Genomic DNA, 17,918 nt, shown 5'->3' on the forward strand with positions numbered 1-17,918 from the left:
CTATTCAACGAGGTTTACCATGAAGAAACGCGTATTTGATCTCACTCGAGAAGATATTCTAACCGCCTCTCGCCAAGATATTTTAGCGGCTATCCAACTGGCTGAAGGCCGTACCATTATGGCGGAGTGTGTCACTACCATGCAGCCCGCCATAGATCTGGTATCCAACCCTGAGATTGCTGCGGCATTTGGTGCAGACATGATCACGCTCAACTGCCTTGATGTATTCGATGCCAAAGTCGAAGTGTTGGGCGGAGAGGGTCACGGCACAGCAACAAGCTTAGACATCAACACCGTTAAGTCTTTTACTGGTCGATTGGTTGGATGCAATCTCGAGCCAGTTCCAGCAGATGTTACTCATATCCCTGTCGGTCGCGCAGTATCAGAGGCCTCCGTGACTCAAGCCATCGAGCTTGGTATGGACTACATCATGTTAACAGGTAACCCCGGAATGAAAGTCTCCCAAGAAACGATCTTAGATGCGATTGCTTTAGTTCGTAGATTATCGGAAGACATCATCATCATAGCGGGAAAAATGCACGGCGGTGGTGTTGGCAATGACTACAGCTTGTCGTTTGTTCGACAGTTCGCAGAAGCGGGAGCAGATATCATGATGTTCCCAGCCCCTTATACCACTCCGGGTATCACGACAAATATGGCCTGCGAAATAATCAGTGAAGTTCATAAGCAAAACATGCTCGGATTGCTGGCCATTGGCACTTCACAAGAAGGTGGAACGGAAAGCTACATTGAGCAAGTGGCTATGGAGGCGAAAGCCGCTGGTGCGGACATCATCCACATTGGGGATGGCGGATATAGTGGCTTAGCGGTACCTGAGAATATTCTTCGTCTCGGGTTAACCGTTCGTGGCAGGCGCCATCAGTTCAAGCGAATGGCCAACCGTCGTTAGCCCATAGAAAACGCTCCCTAAATCAGAGTTCATCAAGAGTAAATAACTATGAAATACATTAGCCGTGAAGGCTCAGCCATCATCAACATCTCAAAATACTTGCTGACCACTCACGTCGGAGATCGGCTGGTCACCATTGATCAACTCTCTGAGCGCTATGAAATTTCTGTTGGTTTTGCTCAAAAAGCCTTAACGACTATAGAAGAAGCCAAGGGCGCGACTTTTCAACGGCAAGGACGCAATGGTACCTGTATTCGGTCGCTTGATGAGCAGATCCTAACTAGGCTGGCAGGTATCAGCCACCTCGTTTGCGCCATGCCTTTACCATACACCAGGCACTATGAAGGACTGGCGAGCGCCCTTAAGGTGCAAATGAATGAAGTACCGTTCTACTTTGCTCACATGCGAGGCGCACATACACGAGCAGAGTGCCTAGAAGCGGGAACGTATGATATTGCAATAATGTCTAAAGCTGCCGCCAAGACTCATGACAAGGAGTTGATGATCGCTTTGGAACTGGGGCAGCACTCTTATACCAATGAACACAAGCTCATTTTCCGTCAAGGGGAATACGAAAAAATCCGTCGCGTGGGTGTTGATTCTGACTCTCCCGATCAGACTCTCCTCACTGAACAGTTCTTTTCTGATAGAGAAATTGAACTCGTTGAAATTGGCTACGGCGATGGCATTAATCGTCTCAACAATAAACAAATCGACGCTGTAATTTGGCTCCCAGAGGCGGTAGAGATGAGCGCTCTTGGGCTAGAGCAACGCTCCCTGTTAGACGCCCCTTTGTCTCGAGAGGCCAGCGAAGCGGTACTTTTGGTTCGCAAAGACAGTGAATACCTGCGCAGTCTGTTGACCAAAGTGCTCGATATAGACGCCCTTATAAGTCATCAGCAGCAAGTCATCCATGGTGACATTTTCCCAAGTTATTAGGATTTATTATGGATAGTAAACTCAATTTACTTGCGAAAGCCGGAGTAATCAGTGACACCGCTTATAACGGTGGTCTACATGCCCAGAATTTGTTGGCGCAACGCTGGCCACAAATGGTAGGCAGTGAACAACTGGATATGTTGCTTATTCACCTGTGCCGCGCAGTTGATCGTGTTATCAGCCATCAACCAATGACCAAATCGATAGATGAAGATATCTGGAGTGAAATCAGGGAAGTGCCGGACTATCAAGCGCTGTCAGAGTTAAACAATGAGATTCTACTTGGCTTTGGCATTCACAGTGTTCCAGAAGCAGAACTCTCTTATCTCATGGCAAATTTGGTCGGGTTGAACATGGCGAAAGAAGGAAGTTTGTTATGAGCATAATAGCCCCCGGTTATACCTACTGTCATGAGCACTTATATATCGATCTATCTATTCAAAAGGGTGATTTAGATTGTCGGCTTGACCAATATGACAATATCCGTCAGGAGCTCATAGATTTGAAGGCACTAGGCGTCTCTAACATTGTTGAAGTAACCAATGCTCATATGGGGCGCAATGCTCCCTTTTTAGAGCAGCTTATGATAGACACCGGTGTCAACATCCTAGTATCTACTGGCCACTACATTGAAGGTTTCTTTCCCCCGGAAGTCACCTATTGTACTGCGCAGCAACTTGCTGACGTGATGATCAATGAGATTTGCTCAGGAATAGAAGGCAGCAGATTAAAAGCTAGCGTAATTGGCGAAATTGGTACTAGTTACAACGTTTTCACACCTTTAGAGCAAAAAGTTTTTGAAGCCGCTGCCATTGCGCATTTAGAGACAGGGAGACCAATTTCAACACACCAGTCACTCAGCACGATGGGACGAGAACAAGTGATGTTTTTAGCCTCTCTTGGGGTGAGCCCCGAACACATCACCATTGGTCATTGTGACTTAAAAACCAATCTAGATGATATCTACTGGCTTATCGAACAAGGTTGCTACGTCCAATTCGATACCATTGGAAAGCACAGTTACTACCCTGACGACAAAAGAATCGAGATGTTGTTAGAGCTAAAGAAGCGCAACTATTTAGGCAAAGTTATGTTGTCGATGGACGTGACAAGGCGTTCTCACCTCAAGGCAAATGGAGGCTTGGGCTTTAGTTACTTGCTTACAAGCTTTGTCCCCAAGTTACTCGAGAATGGCTTTAGCCAAAACGATATCGACACAATGTTGATTACCAACCCCTATACATTATTCAAATAACAATTCATCTAAAAACGAATGGAAACAATTAGGTGCCACAATGAAGAAAATAGCTATTGCAGGCCTACAAAGAGAACAAATTAGGCAACAAATTTTACCCTTCTCCGACCAATTTGAAGTTCATATTCTCAATGATATGGAAGCAGCCAGTCGCGTTAAGTCTGGTGACCTCGACTTCTATATTGGATGCTGCAACACAGGTGCAGGTGCCGCTCTTTCGATCGCGATGGCAATTATTGGATTCGATAAATGCTGCACCATCGCCAAACCTTCCGTACAAGCCAAACCCGATGAGGTTGCAGGGTTTGTGAGTGATGGCAAGGTGGCCTTCGGACTCTCTGTGGAGCATGTCGAGCACGCGATTCCAATATTGATGAGCGCATTGAGCCGCTAAATCTAGGAGCAAAAAAATGGATCTTATATCTATGGTCACAGTCATTGTACTGTGCGCCACGACCGCGCTCGTCGCAAATATTAGCGTAGCTGTATTTCACGATGGTATTCGCCCAATACTACCTCAGCTCTACGAAGGCAGTATGTCGAGACGTGATGCTGGCTCTGTTGCTTTTGGACTATCAATAGGTTTCGTCGCTTCCGTTGGCATATCTTTCACTCTTTCGACGGGTTTGCTTAACCCTTGGCTATTATTCCTGCCTACCGATATTTTGGGTGTAATGATTGGAAGTCGACTATTGGCAGCCCTGGCAGGGGCAGCTTGGGGGCTATTAGTCATTACATCTTTAGCTGCTGTCAATTCAGCATTAACAAGCCTGCCGATTGATGCGCTGGGTGCGCTGGCGGAACTAGGTACTCCTGTCATGTCTGCGTTCGCATTGTTTCCTCTGGTCGCGGTGTTTTACCAATTTGGGTGGAAATCTGGAGTCATCACAGCATTAGTGATGCTCGCCACTCGCTTATTAGTCATACAGCACACCGGGATATACCCTGAATCTATCCAAATCTTTGTTGGTATGTTGTTTCTAGTTGGCTTGGCGATCAGAAAAGATCTCGCAGATCGAGCCGCTGGGCAAACTCCACCCGACATGTCCGGTATGCACAGTTTATTTGAACAGCGTAGCAAACGAATTGTTCGTTATCTCCCAATTTTGGCGTTTGTTGGTGCCCTGATTGCCGCCGTCGCTCAGCAAGGAATTTTTGCAGGCTCTGAGGTCTCTATTTACGCCCTTGCCGACGCCTATCGGATCGAAGATGCCCAAGCGCAGCAAGCTGCGATTAATCAAGTCGCACTATCAGAGCTTATGCGTGGATTAGGATTCATCCCATTAATCGCAACCACCGCTTTGACAACGGGTGTGTACGGTGTGGTTGGTTTCACTTTTGTTTTTGTTGTCGGCTATTTATCACCAAATGTCCCAATCGCCATGCTACTCGGGGCGGCCACCATTTGTTTGGAAATTTGGCTACTAAGGACAGTGGGGCATGGGTTAGAGCGATTTCCTTCTATTCGCAACGCCTCAGACAATATCCGTGACGCAATGAATACCTTGATGGAGTTTGCGCTACTCATAGGAGGGGTTCTGGCTGTCATGAAAATGGGTCAAACCACCGGCTTTACTATCTTTGCCATGCTGTATTACCTCAACGAGGTATTGGGACGCCCAGTTCTTAAAATCGCCGCCCCCGCAGTCGCTGCAATTCTAACAGGCGTAATACTAAACCTATTTTACTTCATAGGCCTGTTTAACCTTTAACCAATTTAGTCGATTAACCGATATGGCTGGCTCACACCTCTCCCCCTTGGTTGGGTCAGCCTTCTTTGGAGCAAGATGATGTTTTTACATGCCCTAAAAAAACGCAATCCGCAGCTCATTGATAAGGCTGTTCAACTATTTCGTTCTGGCCATATTCAACCGGATAGCTACGTGATTGATGTGGATGCCGTTTTGAACAATGCTCAGCGACTGAAACGCACCGCTGACCAATATGGCATTCAACTGTACGCGATGACAAAACAGATAGGTCGCAACCCTTATTTGGCAAAGCGTTTGGTCGACGAGGTAGGTTTTTCAGGAATTGTCTGTGTTGACTATCGAGAAGCGCTTCTATTTCAGCAACTGGACATTAAAGTCAGTCACATAGGTCATTTAGTACAACCTCCTAAGCACTTACTGCATAAAATCATGCAGGCATCGCGCCCTGAAATCATCACAGTGACTAGCATTGAGAAAGCAAAACAGATTTCCAACATTGCTGTAGAGTTAGGTATCAAGCAGTCCATCATGTTGAAGTTTATCTCACCAAATGATCTGTTTTATCCCAACCAAGAGTCTGGATTTCCTCTCGAAGAAATAGCGCAGGTTTATGATCAAGTTGCTGGTCTCCCCAATATCGAAGTGAGTGGCCTGACACACTTTCCCTGTTTTCTTGCCAACAAAAATGGTTCCGTAAGCGCAACAGAAAACCTCGAGACGTTAAAGCTCGCCCACCAAAAGTGGCAAAAACTTGGCGGCCAAATCTCTCACTTGAATCTCCCATCGTTAAACTGCTGCGCAACCTTGCCGATGCTGGCTCAATTTGGGGCAACACACGCTGAGCCCGGCCACGCTCTCACAGGTACAACACCAATCAATCGAGATGGAGAGCAAGAAGAGACGATCGCCATGCTCTACCTCAGCGAAATATCTCACCACTACCTTCACGATAGCTACTGTTTTGGTGGGGGCTACTACCGACGCGGTCAATTAAGCTCAGTTTTGGTGTTTCCCAATGAGACAAACCAGTCATGCCAAGAAGTTTCTGTTTTTAATGATGACGATACCAGTATCGACTATCACCTTCGACTCAAGAACAGATGGCCTATTGGCAGTGCTGTCGTTGCAGCCTTCCGGTCTCAAATTTTCGTAACCCGCAGTGAAGTGGTGCTCATCGAAGGCCTTCAAACAGGTAACCCAAAGATCATCGGAACTTGGGATGCTCAGGGCAGGCTAGTGAGGAATGCAACATGAGAAATAAACGCTGTATTGTCATTGTCCTAGATGGTTTTGGTATTGGGGAAATGCCCGATGTACCCGTGGTTCGCCCTCAAGATAAGGGCGCAAATACCGCAGGAAAACTGCTGTCTCATTTCTCTAAACAACGCCTACCTACGCTAGAAAAATTGGGACTCAATAACGCCGTTGAATGTTCAAAGAGCATCATGCTCTTCAATCCCAAAGCAAACGTGGGAAAAATGCACTTGGCTCATGAAGGCGGTGATACTTTTATGGGTCACCAAGAAATTATGGGGACTCACCCCGAGCCTCCGCATCGCGCACCATTTAGCGACTGTATTTCTGAAGTAGAACAGCAACTCTTAAACAACAGCTACGATGTAAGTCGCGTATACCGCGATGGACTTGCCATGCTTTGTGTCAACGGAGCCGTCTTGATTGGGGATAACTTAGAGGCCGATCTGGGACAGGTCTATAACCTGTGCGCCAACTTAGACCAAATTAGCTTCAGCCAACTTCGCGATATTGCGGCTCATGTTCGCAGTTGCAACAAAGCCAGTCGCAACATCGCTTTTGGGGGGCACGTTTCTAGCCTAAAGCCTCTTGTCGATGCCATTCAAACTCGGCAGGGTAAGTATATCGGCCTCAACGTACCCAAAACTGGGGTGTATGATTATGGCTTTGAAGTCATCCACTTAGGTTATGGCGTAAATATCAAGACCCAGGTTCCTCACCAACTAAACGACGTCAATACCACAAGCTACCTATATGGAAAAGTCGCTGACATTGTTGGTAATCCACATGGCGTGTCTTATCCATCTATCGTCGATACAACGCTTGTTTTTGATCTGCTACTAAACGATCTCGATAACGTTGCTCACGGTTTCTTTTGCCTCAATGTACAAGAGACTGATTTAAGCGGTCATCAGCAAGATCCCGAGCAATATTGGCGTGTTCTGGCTCTCGCTGACCAAGGGATCCATGCCGTGCTAGAAAAACTAACCGAGCATGACTTGCTGGTAGTTACTGCCGATCATGGTAACGACCCATTCATTGGCCACAGCAACCATACTCGCGAACAAGTTCCACTGCTTGTCCACCATCACAACGTCCAATCCAAGCCATTGGGCACACGCACCACTCTGGCTGACCTAGGCGCTACCGTGTGTGATTTCTTCGATGCCTCAGCACCTGAAAGTGGTCGCTCATTCTTATCTGAAATAACGATTTCCTCGACAAACTTGGATGCTAAATCCGAGATTTAAATACCTACAACCAATAAGGAAATAACATGAAACTTAAACCTTTGATTGTACTTTGTGCGATCGCCTACAGTCATGTGGGGTACACCCAACAGGGAGGTGTTCAAGATTTTTTAAACTCACTGAGAGATTTTGAATCAGGTGTGAACCCGAGCCTTGCCGACTTTTACCTAGAAAACTATGACAATCCAGTTTACACCTACGCTCAGGTAACGAGCCCTGGTCGGCTAGTTCGTGATTGCGCTACTGGTCAAATGATCTCTGAGCCAACAACTATTAGAGAATTCTTCACTAAAATTGGTGTCAACCAGTACTACGATCCAACCACACCTTACAACGCCGATATGTTCACCAAAATGCAGTATAACTCCACGAACGCATGGGGATTCATCGGTTATCAATTGGGTGAAGCGGTACTAATTGACTCCGGCTACTATAGCCCGACAACTGTGGATGTTGATGGCAAAAACTATGAAAGTTTCTACATGTTCGTCCCTGACTCTACATGGCAGGGCTGTAAGACAGAAGCGTTGGTAGAAGTTGAAGGTTCGGGCGGCAACATGGTTTATGTCACGGACACGAACCGCTGGGAGGGCACATTTACTGGAAAAAATGGCGTCAAATCAATGGCAGATCTTCGTACCGTCGATGGTCAAGAGATGATCATGCGTGATGCTATGCACTTCAACTACGGAATCATTACAAAACTGCTCGATGATGCCAATATGACGTGGGAACAAGCCTTAGCGAAATCTTGGCCTGGTACTGACAAGTTCGGCAACGTAGTGACAGGATATGACGAACAGGGGAATGTTATCCCAGTTAAACCAACTATGTCTGGCATATTAGCTGCGGCACACCTTCGCGGCGCATGGGGTACAGCTCGCTTACTTACAAAAGATGAAATCACTTGTGATGAAATTAATACCTGTATTACCAAGTACGTCCATAAGTTCGGTGGGTATGCGACTCTATTTGACTCCCCATCAGATAACGCGGCAATAGGCTCAAAGTATGACGAGCTCATCTGGGCTGGTTGGGGCAATGATGTTGTCACACTTGGCGCAGGAAGCGACACCCTTCAATTGAATGAGCAGGCAGGTAGTGTAACAACAGTCACCGATTTTGCACTTGGTATCGACAGAATCATTATCGCTAACTGGAGCACCACCAATACCATTCCAAATATTACCGTAACAGACACTCCCTCTGGTGCTGAGCTATTACTAGCAGAGCAACGAGTGATACTGCAAGGTGTCACTGCTACTGACATATCAGTCACGGGACTTTCCAACGTAGTGTTCGAGTCTAATATCTATGAGATGGCTTGGAGAGGCAAGTATGTCGTTGATGGCTTTAACCCTGCGGTCGACAAACTCAAAGGAACGGCAGGTATTGGTTTTAAACACTTAAAAGCCTACCAAACAAATAACTCAATCATCATCGGACCTCAGGCCGCAGATGGGGGTATCTATGCTTCTTATGAGTTGGTCGGACTAACTTTAGCTGACCTTCACCCAAATATGTTCGTCAATGTTACTGGCAGCTATGACAGATTGGGCTTTATTGTCCCATTAAACAGCCTAACTTGGGGCTGGAATGTTACCTTGGATGTCGGCTATTTTGACCCAGCAAAAACTGAGCTCACTGTGCCTTCCGGCGAGCCAATTCCTTTCTCAGCAGTTAAGTTGAGCCAAGTAGGCAGTAATACCGAGCTCTCTTTAATCGAGCCTTTTTCTAAAGGCGATAAGAAAAAGATTGTTATTGCTAATACATTGGTGACCGACTTTACCGCAGCCAACTTTAGTGGCTTTACTGGTAATTTTAGTGAAGTCACTATTGATATTCCTGTCTACCACAACGCTACAGTGGCCATTTCAGGAGATGGCAGTGTACTCCCAGCACCAGATGCATCCGGCAATATTCTTGTCCAGCAAGGTAAACCTTTCACCCTCGAGATCATACCAGCTCTAGGTAACCGTATAGAATCTGTTGTGATCGATGGTCAAAGCTATGGCAACCAGTCAACTATTACCCTCAATGACGTCACTGCAGACCTAACGATTCAAGTTAGCTTTGTACCAGGTGTCGCTTGTCCGAGCGCTTGGGATGGTGGTCAAGTCTATGTGGCTGGCGACCAAGCTGTTTACGCTGGCAAAATTTATGAAGCCAAATGGTGGAACACTGGAAATCAGCCTGATCAAGGTGGTCCTTGGAAGTTAGTTGGTGATTGTGCGAGCTAATTACTCGTTCTTTCCAAATACTTCAACGCAATAAGACAACAAGGAGGAGACCTCTCTCCTCCTCTTTTCAGAAAGGAACAACCATGACTAAAATTCTACTCTGCTGCAGTGCAGGCATGTCCACCAGCATGTTGGTGAAAAAAATGCAGCAAGCCGCTGAATCACAAAACTTAACGACTCAAATAGAAGCCCATTCAGTCTCTTCATTTGCTGAAAAGATAGAAGAGTTTGATGTTTGCTTACTCGGTCCACAAGTGCGATTTCAACTCGCAGCACTTCGACCTTTGGCAGAACAACTTGGCAAAGGCATCGATGTCATTTCACCTCTGGATTATGGAATGATGAAAGGTGACAAAGTACTTGAGCAAGCACTTGCGCTGGCAACAAACTAGGAGGAGGCATTATGGATCAAGAAATGGTCGTCATGAACATCATTTGTAATGCTGGTGAAGCTAGAAGCTTATGTTTTGAAGCGATGGCACTGAGTCGGCAAGGGGATTGCGAGCAAGCGCAAGGGAAACTGGATCAAGCCAAACAATGCCTTAACGAAGCACACCTTACTCAAACTCAACTAATTGAAGCCGATCAGGGCGAAGGTAAAGTGCCAATGACACTCATTATGGTACACGCGCAAGATCACCTAATGACCACTATCCTCGCCCATGAGTTGGCGAGCGAAATCGTACATTTACACTCACAGCACTAACCGAATCTACACAGATCGAAAATGCCTAAGAATAACCAGCTAGGCATTTTCTTCCCCCTCCCCCAGCCAACTTCTTGCTCAACCCATTTTTGAACAAAATCACACATAAAGGTATTTGATTTGTCATAACAAAAAACCTTGTTAGAATATGACAAATAAATAACAAGACAAGGTCAGCTGAGACGAGATAATACCCGCCTCAGTACTTAAATCCGCCAGCACAAGAGATGGGGCACAAACGATGAAACACAAAATAATCAAAGATCTTAATGCCTCCGCTGTCGGTTTTGGTTGCTGGGCAATCGGCGGGACATGGAATAACGTCTCTGACCCAAAGTCCATTGAAGCGATCAAAGTAGCGGTCGATGCTGGTATCAACTTTTTCGATGTCGCGCCAGTGTATGGCAAAGGCCATGCAGAAATCGTTCTTGGCCAAGCGCTAAAGACGGAATCTCGCGAACAGATCATTATCGCCACCAAGTGCGGTTTACCGTGGTCACAAGATGCGCGTAAGAAAACCCGTAAAGATTTGACTAAAGCGAGTATTTTCAAAGAGGTTGAAGATTCTCTTACACGCCTGCAAACTGAGTACGTCGACCTGTACCAAGTGCATTGGCCAGATCCAAACACGCCAATTTCAGAAACGGCAGAGGCACTGGCTGAACTTAAACGACAAGGCAAAATTCGCCACGTCGGCGTATCGAACTACTCGCTCGATATGACGCGTGAAATGATGGCAGGTGTTGAAGTGGCGACCTTCCAAGGTCTCTACAACCTACTTGAGCAAAACCCAGAGCATTACCACAACATTCCACTTCAATACCGTGCACGCGAAGAGGCTCTGCCATTCTGTAAAGAGCACGACATGAAGTACCTACCGTACTCACCGCTAATGCAGGGTCTGCTGACGGGTACGTTAAAGCGCTCTGGTAACTGGGATGAGAACGACGACCGTCGTAACAACCCTAAACTCAATGGCGAAGCATTTGAACCCTACTTCAACTGTGTTGAAGAGCTAAAAGCGCTGGCTAAAGAAGCCAACATTCCGCTTTCACACTTAGCGATCCACTGGCTTGTGGCGCAAGAAGAAGTAGGGCCTGTGATTGCTGGCGCGCACACTGTCGAGCAAGTGCGTGATAACGCAGCGTTCATGCAATCGACATCGAGCACTGAGTTACTGGCACGTGCCGAAGCGATTGTAGAAAAATGGGAACTAAAATAACGGCTCTCGAGCCTGTTGCTAGGCTAATGACAATTTAAAGCTTGGAATGCGCTTGCAGTAGCCCCCTGCCTGCGCAGGGGTGACGAAATTTTAGGGTAAGACAAATCCAAAACGTACGTCATTCCTGCGTAGGCAGGAATCTAGTTTGAATGCGATCGAAATTACGATAGAACTCTGTTGCGATAATTAAACATGCTGACCCGCGACAAATCCTGATGACCAGCACCATTGGAAGTTGTAACCCCCTAGCCAACCCGTCACGTCCATGACTTCACCGATAAAGTACAAGCCCTCAATAGACTTACACTCCATCGTTTTAGAAGAAAGGTGGTTAGTGTTCACTCCGCCCAACGTCACCTCTGCAGTGCGATAGCCTTCGGTACCATTTGGCACAATGGTCCAATTTTCTAGTGACTCACGAATCGCCACCAGCTCTTTCGGGTTGTACTGTTTAAGTGGCTTATCCGCAAACACCTTACGCTCAATCAGCACTTCGACCAAACGCTTTGGCAATACTCGTGCTAAGGTATTTTTCAGGCTTTGGTTAGGATGTTTCTCTAGCGAGCGCGTCAGAAGCTCTTCAATATCTGCCTCTGGCACTAGGTTCACCGACACGTTTTGTCCCGGCTTCCAGAACGAGGAAATCTGCAGCACCGATGGACCAGACAATCCACGGTGAGTGAACAGCAATGCTTCTTTGAAGAGCGTACCATCATTCGCCGTAATCTCTGCTGGAACGGCAATGCCAGAGAGCTCCGCAAAGTCTTCTTTGTCTTCTTTGTGCAGCGTAAATGGCACCAGACCCGCTGTCGTTGGTACTACTTCAAGACCAAACTGCTCGGCAATCTTATAACCAAACGGCGTCGCGCCCAGTTTTGGCATTGAAAGGCCACCGGTTGCTACCACTAAAGAGTCGCATTCAATCGTGTCGGTATCGGCGTGTAATGAGAAGCCTTGCTCGGTTTTCTCGATGCTATGCACATCGGTTTGGTAGCGGAACTGAATGTTTGGTGATTCACACTCAGAAAGCATCATCTTCACGATGTCTTTCGCTGACTCTAAGCAGAAAAGCTGTCCATGATCGCGCTCTTCAAACTCGATGCCGTATTTACTGACTAACGAGATAAAGTCCCAGTTGGTGTACTGCGACAGCGCCGATTTTACGAAGTGTGGGTTTTGACATAAATAGTTGTTTGCCGACACATCGTAGTTAGTAAAGTTACACTTACCACCACCGGAAATCAGAATTTTACGACCTGGTTTTTTTGCATGATCCAGCACCAGCACGCGACGACCTCGCTTGCCCGCTTCTGCTGCGCACATCAACCCCGCAGCGCCTGCACCAATAATCACCACATCAACTTTCTGATTCATCACGGTTTTCCGACAAAATTCAAATAAAAAAAGGATGTGCGTATTGCACATCCCTTCAACAATCTGGCGCTATTCTAGCGGCTTCATCGATTAAAGCCAACACTTCCAACGCTACTAAGCAGCCGGAGACTGACACCAAGTTCGTTGCGCCGTACACGACCGCAACCGGCTCACTATTGTCAGCTATCGTCTAAAGCATAAAGCCAGCAAGTAAGGTCACACCTGTCAACGCCACACAGAGTACAAACAACTCACGGACGCGATCGCACTTACCTGTAAACACCGGATCATGGTGGTGATGGTATTCTTTGCTTTTGAGATAGTGATACAGCCTCACTTGCTTCGACATATTGCCGTGCGTCGTGAAAAAGCCACGTCCGTCGACTTGCTGATACAAGAGCGGATGTGCCTCACGCATGATGAAAATTAGTGCGCGTAGTGCTGTCAGATACCTCGCCATATTGACTGAGGTAATGAGCATCAATGCTAATAGAATAGTGTCTCCACTGATCATCTTTTCCTCCCTACGTCTTCCTAGACACCCAAGAGAAAAAGACAATCAATGGTCTTTTAAACGCTGATGTTACTCAGCAGGGGCGTCCATAATGGAAGAAGAACCCTCTTTTGCTAACGTTGCTAAATCCTTGTCGATGAAGAATAGCGCCTGTCCATTTTCACCTACGAGTTCTAGCTTATCTAAGATCCCTTTAAACAATTTTTCTTCTTCATGCTGCTCCGCAACATACCACTGAAGAAAGTTGAACGTTGAGTAGTCTTGAGCCGAGAAGGCAACATGCGCCAGCTTGTTGATTTTCTCCGTAATCATCTGCTCATGTTTGTACGTTTCGCGGAACACATCGCCAAGGCTTTCAAAATCGTGACGAGGTGCCTCAATACTGCCCAAAATTGGCAGTGCACCGGTTTCGCTTACGTAGGTAAACAATCTTTGCATGTGCTGCATTTCTTCGTCCGCATGCTTACGAAGAAATTCTGCCGCGCCTTCAAATCCTTTGTCTTCACACCAAGCACTCATTTGTAAGTATAGATTGGATGAAAAGAATTCGAGGTTAATTTGCTCGTTCAGGTGTTGAACCATAGATGGAGAAAGCATTTACGACTCCTAATTTCGTAACTGGAATTAACGCCACTATAACATAACTAATTGAGGAGTCTTCTGATCTCATGCCCAAACCTGGCAACAACTGTGCACTCAGCGCTTACTTTGATTCTAGAAAACTTTGGCGACTTTGCTCACATTTTGTCGTCTTGTAATTGAGAAAATTATTGAGGGAGACTCGTTGTATTTAGTCACGACAAGGCAGAGTTTTATAGCTATGACGACCGATTTGGGATCACATCAGCATAATTTTCAGGTGTTAAATGCTATGTTTTTAGTAGGACGAACGTCAGGAGGAGTGCGTTATGGGTTACAAACATATTATGGTCGCATTAGATCTCTCAGAAGAAAGCAAAATGCTCATAGACAAAGCGGTCTCACTCGCGAAACCATTGGATGCCGAGATATCGTTTATTCATATCGACGTCAACTATGCCGAGCTTTATACCGGCTTGATTGACCTCAATATGGCAGAGACACAGCATCAGGCCATGGAAGCCTCAATGACTCAGCTAAGAGAATTTGCTGAGTACGCGAATTACCCGATTAAACATTCATTGGTTGGCAGCGGTGACTTAAGTAATGAGTTGCGCGATACCATTGGTGAATACAATGTCGATTTAGTGGTGTGTGGTCACCATCAAGACTTTTGGAGCAAAATCCTGTCATCTACCAGACAGCTTATCAACACCTCACCCGTCGATATGTTGGTCGTGCCGATCAAAGACTAAAAATTGCAAAAGGCTTCTTCGGAAGCCTTTTTTGATCGGATCTCTCATCGTGACGAAAAGTGTTACACTGACGGCATTTGTTATTAAATGATAATTGTTAACTATGGGTTATCTCTATTCTGTTACCCTGCTTTGGGCTTTTTCTTTCAGCCTAATTGGGGTTTATCTCGCGGGTCAGGTTGATTCTTGGTTTTCGGTACTAATGCGCGTTGTCCTAGCGGCACTGGTCTTTTTGCCGTTCACTAAGTTCAAGCAAGTTCCCAACAAGCTCAAAGCCAAACTGATGGCGATTGGTGGTATCCAGCTAGGACTGATGTACTGCTTCTACTATCAATCATTTTTGCTGCTTTCGGTGCCGGAAGTGCTGCTGTTTACCGTTTTCACACCAATCTACGTCACCTTGTTCTATGACTTGCTCAAAGGTCGCTTTTCGCCATGGTATTTGGTGACGGCGGCAATTGCGGTCGCGGGCGCGGCGTTCATCAAGTTTGCTGGCATTAACGATAACTTCTTGATGGGCTTCTTGGTCGTGCAAGGCGCGAACCTCTGTTTTGCCATTGGTCAGGTGGGTTACAAATACGTGATGGAGCAAGAGCAGGTTGAGCTGCCGCAGCATAGCGTGTTTGGTTATTTCTATATTGGCGCGACGATCGTAGCCACCATCGCCTTCTCGATTTTTGGTAGCTTCGATAAGATGCCAACAACGGGCGTGCAGTGGGGTGTGCTTATCTACTTAGGCACCATTGCTTCTGGATTGGGTTACTTTATCTGGAACAAAGGCGCGACAATGGTCAACGCGGGCGCACTGGCGGTAATGAATAACCTTCTGGTGCCAGCGGGGCTTATCGTTAATATTGTGATTTGGAATCGCGACGTGGACTTGGTGAAACTGTCGATTGGTGGCGGGATCATCTTGCTATCACTCGTGGTCAACGAGCTTTGGGTCAAACCAAAAGCAGAAGCCCAGCTGGCAAACAGCTAGGCTTAGCTCGAAATAAAGATCTTATTAGTGCAGCTGTTCTGGCTGCACTTTCATTACCTGCTTTTCAACCGTAGCTGCCGCTAACTGGTACTTGTGCTCAAGTTTGCTCTGCTTACGTAACAGCTTCTGACTTTTCTTCAGTACCTTACGCAATTTCTTCTGCGCTTTTTTCTGCGCTTTGAGTGCTTTTTTCGCACGCTTCAGTGATTTCTTATCGATAGCATCTACCCTCAACGCTTCGGTCATTTCCACGTTGGCCGCTGGTTTAGGCTCGGCTTTGTTGGCAATCTTGGTTAGTTTCGGCACAGTTGTGGTCGGCAATGCTTCAGCTAACACACCACATTGCTGCTGTTCAGCTATTGGCTTGCTTTGGCAAGATGCTGGCGGGATAGCCGCCGGTTTGCAAAGTGTGGATTTATCGGCAGATGAACGTGAGCAAGAACGGCACAGGAACTTAGGTTCTGCGACCAAACGATGGATAGCACCAAGGTTGTCACTGATGTCGCGACGATTTAACTTGCACAGTCGCTTCTTTCCAACAGATACGGTCATACCACTTAATCTCCAACTAACCACAACGAAAACAGGAATGATTCTTAGTTAGATATAACGTCAATTGGCAGCGGTTGCAAGTAACTTGCTCCAGTTACACCAGAGCAAGTTACTCAAAAAACATATAGGAAAGGATTAACTCATTGATGCGTTAACATAAACATCGAAGCGATTTTTTTTGGTCTCAATCGCCATTGTCGGTTTTTTCTCATCCAGCCACTCGGCGTAGTCTGGACGTTTGACCACAACGCGTTTTGCCGCAAGCTTAAGAGCAGGCTCAAGCAGTCCGTCTGCATCGGTATCTGCGCCAACCAAAGATTGAAAAACACGCATCTCTTTTTTCACCAGCGCCGATTTCTTTTTGTTCTCTGGATGCGGATACATAGGGTCTAGATAGACAACATCGGGCTTGATAAAGGCGTTGTCATCGGCAAGTTCACTTAAGGCATCTAGGCTCGACGCATGCAGCAGCGACATACGCTCATTCACCCACTCGCCAATTTCAGAGTCTTGTTTGGCGCGCTCAAGGCCATCATCCAGCAATGCGGCGACCACAGGATGGCGCTCTACCATCTGCACCTTGCAGCCAAGAGATGCGAGCACAAAGGCATCGCGACCTAGACCAGCAGTACCATCAAGCACCGTAGGTGTCGCCCCTTTGTTTAAGCCTGCTGCTTTAGCAATAGCTTGACCTTTGCCACCACCAAACTTACGCCTGTGCGCCACCGCACCACCAGCAAGGTCGACGTAAATCGCGCCCAGTTTCGGTTCATCCAGCTTTCGAAGCTCGAGTCTTTGTTCGGTCAGCACCAATGCAAATTCGGAATCGTCAGACGCCACCAACCCCCAACGCTCGGCAAGTTGCTGAAGCTCTGGTTGACGTGGTTGATGTTCGCAAATGAGTTGAATGTGCAAAGTGAAACTCCGAAATAAGACAATGGGCGCCAGTGTACCTCAAGTCGATAGCACGACCAATAAGCGTGATCGACACAAAGACGACTGCGCAAAAATAGTGATAAGCTTGTGCACCAATGAAACGGCACGTGTTCAGCGATGTCGCCCACTCACTCAGACAAAGGATTCGATATGCACGGTACCAACAATCTCGACGAGCTGGATAAAGCGATCCTAAAAACCTTGATGGAAGACGCCCGTCGCCCGTATGCCGAGATGGCAAAACAGTTTGATGTGAGCCCAGCGACGATTCACGTGCGTATCGAGAAGATGAAAGCGGCCGGGATCATCGAGGGTACTGAGGTAGTCGTGAACACCAAAAAGCTCGGCTATGACGTATGCTGCTTTATCGGTATCAACCTATACGCAGCGCGTGACTATCACTCGGCGCTTGAGAAGCTCAATGCCTTGGATGAAGTGGTCGAAGCCTACTACACCACTGGGGCGTATAACATCTTCGTGAAGTTGATGTGCCGCTCGATTGAAGAGCTGCAGCATGTGTTGATCGATAAGCTGCAGGCGATTGAAGAGGTGCAATCAACGGAGACGCTGATTTCGTTGCAGAATCCGATTAGTCGGAATGTGAATCCGTAGGTTTGGTGGGCGTTCAGTCAACGCGCGCTGTTAGTAGATTCCTGCCTGCGCAGGAATGACGACATGGTTGAGTGTGATACCCTTTATTAGTGCGTCACCAAACCCAAAAAAGGCGCTCATCAGAGC

General features: G+C 46.9%; 20 protein-coding genes. 15 read left to right on the forward strand and 5 right to left on the reverse strand.

From position 1 onward, the window contains the following. Positions 1-19 precede the first annotated feature (19 nt). The 12 genes from ACVA6Q_RS19115 to ACVA6Q_RS19170 all read left to right on the forward strand — a co-directional run bounded on the left by ACVA6Q_RS19115 (position 20) and on the right by ACVA6Q_RS19170 (position 11,488). Positions 20-910, forward strand: coding sequence for a DUF7916 family protein (locus ACVA6Q_RS19115; protein WP_446648572.1), 891 nt, complete (start codon positions 20-22; stop codon positions 908-910). Positions 911-958: 48 nt separating this feature from the next. Continuing rightward, positions 959-1,849, forward strand: coding sequence for a GntR family transcriptional regulator YhfZ (yhfZ, locus tag ACVA6Q_RS19120; protein WP_446648573.1), 891 nt, complete (start codon positions 959-961; stop codon positions 1,847-1,849). Between the two features lie 8 nt (positions 1,850-1,857). Beyond that, positions 1,858-2,229, forward strand: a complete 372-nt coding sequence (locus ACVA6Q_RS19125) for a hypothetical protein (protein ID WP_446648574.1) — start codon at positions 1,858-1,860, stop codon at positions 2,227-2,229. Beyond that, entirely contained in the window at positions 2,226-3,104 is an 879-nt protein-coding gene (locus ACVA6Q_RS19130) for a phosphotriesterase family protein (protein WP_446648575.1), read from the forward strand. Before ACVA6Q_RS19125 ends, ACVA6Q_RS19130 begins: the two co-directional genes overlap by 4 nt. 40 nt (positions 3,105-3,144) lie before the next feature. Next, positions 3,145-3,498: a DUF2620 family protein gene (locus tag ACVA6Q_RS19135; protein ID WP_112461437.1), complete on the forward strand. Its 354-nt coding sequence runs from the start codon at positions 3,145-3,147 to the stop codon at positions 3,496-3,498. A gap of 16 nt (positions 3,499-3,514) precedes the next feature. Continuing rightward, positions 3,515-4,816, forward strand: a complete 1,302-nt coding sequence (locus ACVA6Q_RS19140) for a YhfT family protein (protein ID WP_446648576.1) — start codon at positions 3,515-3,517, stop codon at positions 4,814-4,816. A 75-nt stretch (positions 4,817-4,891) separates the two neighbouring features. Continuing rightward, on the forward strand, positions 4,892-6,070 hold the full coding sequence (locus tag ACVA6Q_RS19145) for an alanine racemase (protein WP_446648577.1): 1,179 nt from the start codon (positions 4,892-4,894) through the stop codon (positions 6,068-6,070). Next, positions 6,067-7,320, forward strand: coding sequence for a phosphopentomutase (locus ACVA6Q_RS19150; protein ID WP_446648578.1), 1,254 nt, complete (start codon positions 6,067-6,069; stop codon positions 7,318-7,320). The genes ACVA6Q_RS19145 and ACVA6Q_RS19150 overlap by 4 nt, the downstream gene beginning before the upstream one ends. A gap of 26 nt (positions 7,321-7,346) precedes the next feature. Beyond that, entirely contained in the window at positions 7,347-9,560 is a 2,214-nt protein-coding gene (locus ACVA6Q_RS19155; RefSeq protein ID WP_446648579.1) for a carbohydrate-binding protein, read from the forward strand. Positions 9,561-9,643: 83 nt separating this feature from the next. Next, positions 9,644-9,952 carry a PTS sugar transporter subunit IIB gene (locus tag ACVA6Q_RS19160; RefSeq protein WP_446648580.1) on the forward strand — a complete coding sequence of 103 codons (309 nt, stop codon included), beginning with the start codon at positions 9,644-9,646 and terminating at the stop codon, positions 9,950-9,952. A gap of 11 nt (positions 9,953-9,963) precedes the next feature. After that, positions 9,964-10,266 (forward strand): PTS lactose/cellobiose transporter subunit IIA, encoded by a 303-nt coding sequence (locus ACVA6Q_RS19165; protein WP_446648581.1) that lies wholly within the window; start codon positions 9,964-9,966, stop codon positions 10,264-10,266. Between the two features lie 241 nt (positions 10,267-10,507). Beyond that, positions 10,508-11,488, forward strand: coding sequence for an aldo/keto reductase (locus ACVA6Q_RS19170; protein WP_446648582.1), 981 nt, complete (start codon positions 10,508-10,510; stop codon positions 11,486-11,488). 186 nt (positions 11,489-11,674) lie between these two features. On the opposite strand, the gene ACVA6Q_RS19175 is transcribed toward ACVA6Q_RS19170, so the two are convergent. From ACVA6Q_RS19175 to ftnA, 3 genes are all read right to left on the reverse strand, one after another. Next, positions 11,675-12,862 carry an NAD(P)/FAD-dependent oxidoreductase gene (locus tag ACVA6Q_RS19175; RefSeq protein ID WP_446648583.1) on the reverse strand — a complete coding sequence of 396 codons (1,188 nt, stop codon included), beginning with the start codon at positions 12,860-12,862 and terminating at the stop codon, positions 11,675-11,677. A gap of 190 nt (positions 12,863-13,052) precedes the next feature. Further along, positions 13,053-13,376, reverse strand: coding sequence for a universal stress protein UspB (uspB, locus tag ACVA6Q_RS19180; RefSeq protein ID WP_353497430.1), 324 nt, complete (start codon positions 13,374-13,376; stop codon positions 13,053-13,055). Between the two features lie 69 nt (positions 13,377-13,445). Then, positions 13,446-13,973: a non-heme ferritin gene (gene ftnA / locus ACVA6Q_RS19185; RefSeq protein ID WP_042502012.1), complete on the reverse strand. Its 528-nt coding sequence runs from the start codon at positions 13,971-13,973 to the stop codon at positions 13,446-13,448. 311 nt (positions 13,974-14,284) lie between these two features. Here ftnA and ACVA6Q_RS19190 point away from each other — a divergent pair, with 311 nt between their 5' ends. Next, entirely contained in the window at positions 14,285-14,710 is a 426-nt protein-coding gene (locus ACVA6Q_RS19190; protein WP_353497431.1) for a universal stress protein, read from the forward strand. Between the two features lie 103 nt (positions 14,711-14,813). Continuing rightward, positions 14,814-15,692 carry a carboxylate/amino acid/amine transporter gene (locus ACVA6Q_RS19195; protein ID WP_353497432.1) on the forward strand — a complete coding sequence of 293 codons (879 nt, stop codon included), beginning with the start codon at positions 14,814-14,816 and terminating at the stop codon, positions 15,690-15,692. A 24-nt stretch (positions 15,693-15,716) separates the two neighbouring features. On the opposite strand, the gene ACVA6Q_RS19200 is transcribed toward ACVA6Q_RS19195, so the two are convergent. Next, complete coding sequence (locus tag ACVA6Q_RS19200; protein WP_446648584.1) at positions 15,717-16,244, reverse strand: hypothetical protein; 528 nt, start codon at positions 16,242-16,244, stop codon at positions 15,717-15,719. Between the two features lie 135 nt (positions 16,245-16,379). Beyond that, the gene (locus ACVA6Q_RS19205) at positions 16,380-17,159 is read right to left on the reverse strand and encodes a class I SAM-dependent methyltransferase (protein WP_446648585.1); all 780 of its coding nucleotides are present in this window, start codon (positions 17,157-17,159) and stop codon (positions 16,380-16,382) included. Between the two features lie 171 nt (positions 17,160-17,330). Between ACVA6Q_RS19205 and asnC the strand changes: the two genes are divergently transcribed. Further along, positions 17,331-17,792, forward strand: coding sequence for a transcriptional regulator AsnC (gene asnC, locus ACVA6Q_RS19210; RefSeq protein WP_446648586.1), 462 nt, complete (start codon positions 17,331-17,333; stop codon positions 17,790-17,792). The last annotated feature ends 126 nt before the right edge of the window (positions 17,793-17,918 follow it).

It is taken from the genome of Vibrio sp. DNB22_10_4, assembly GCF_052879755.1.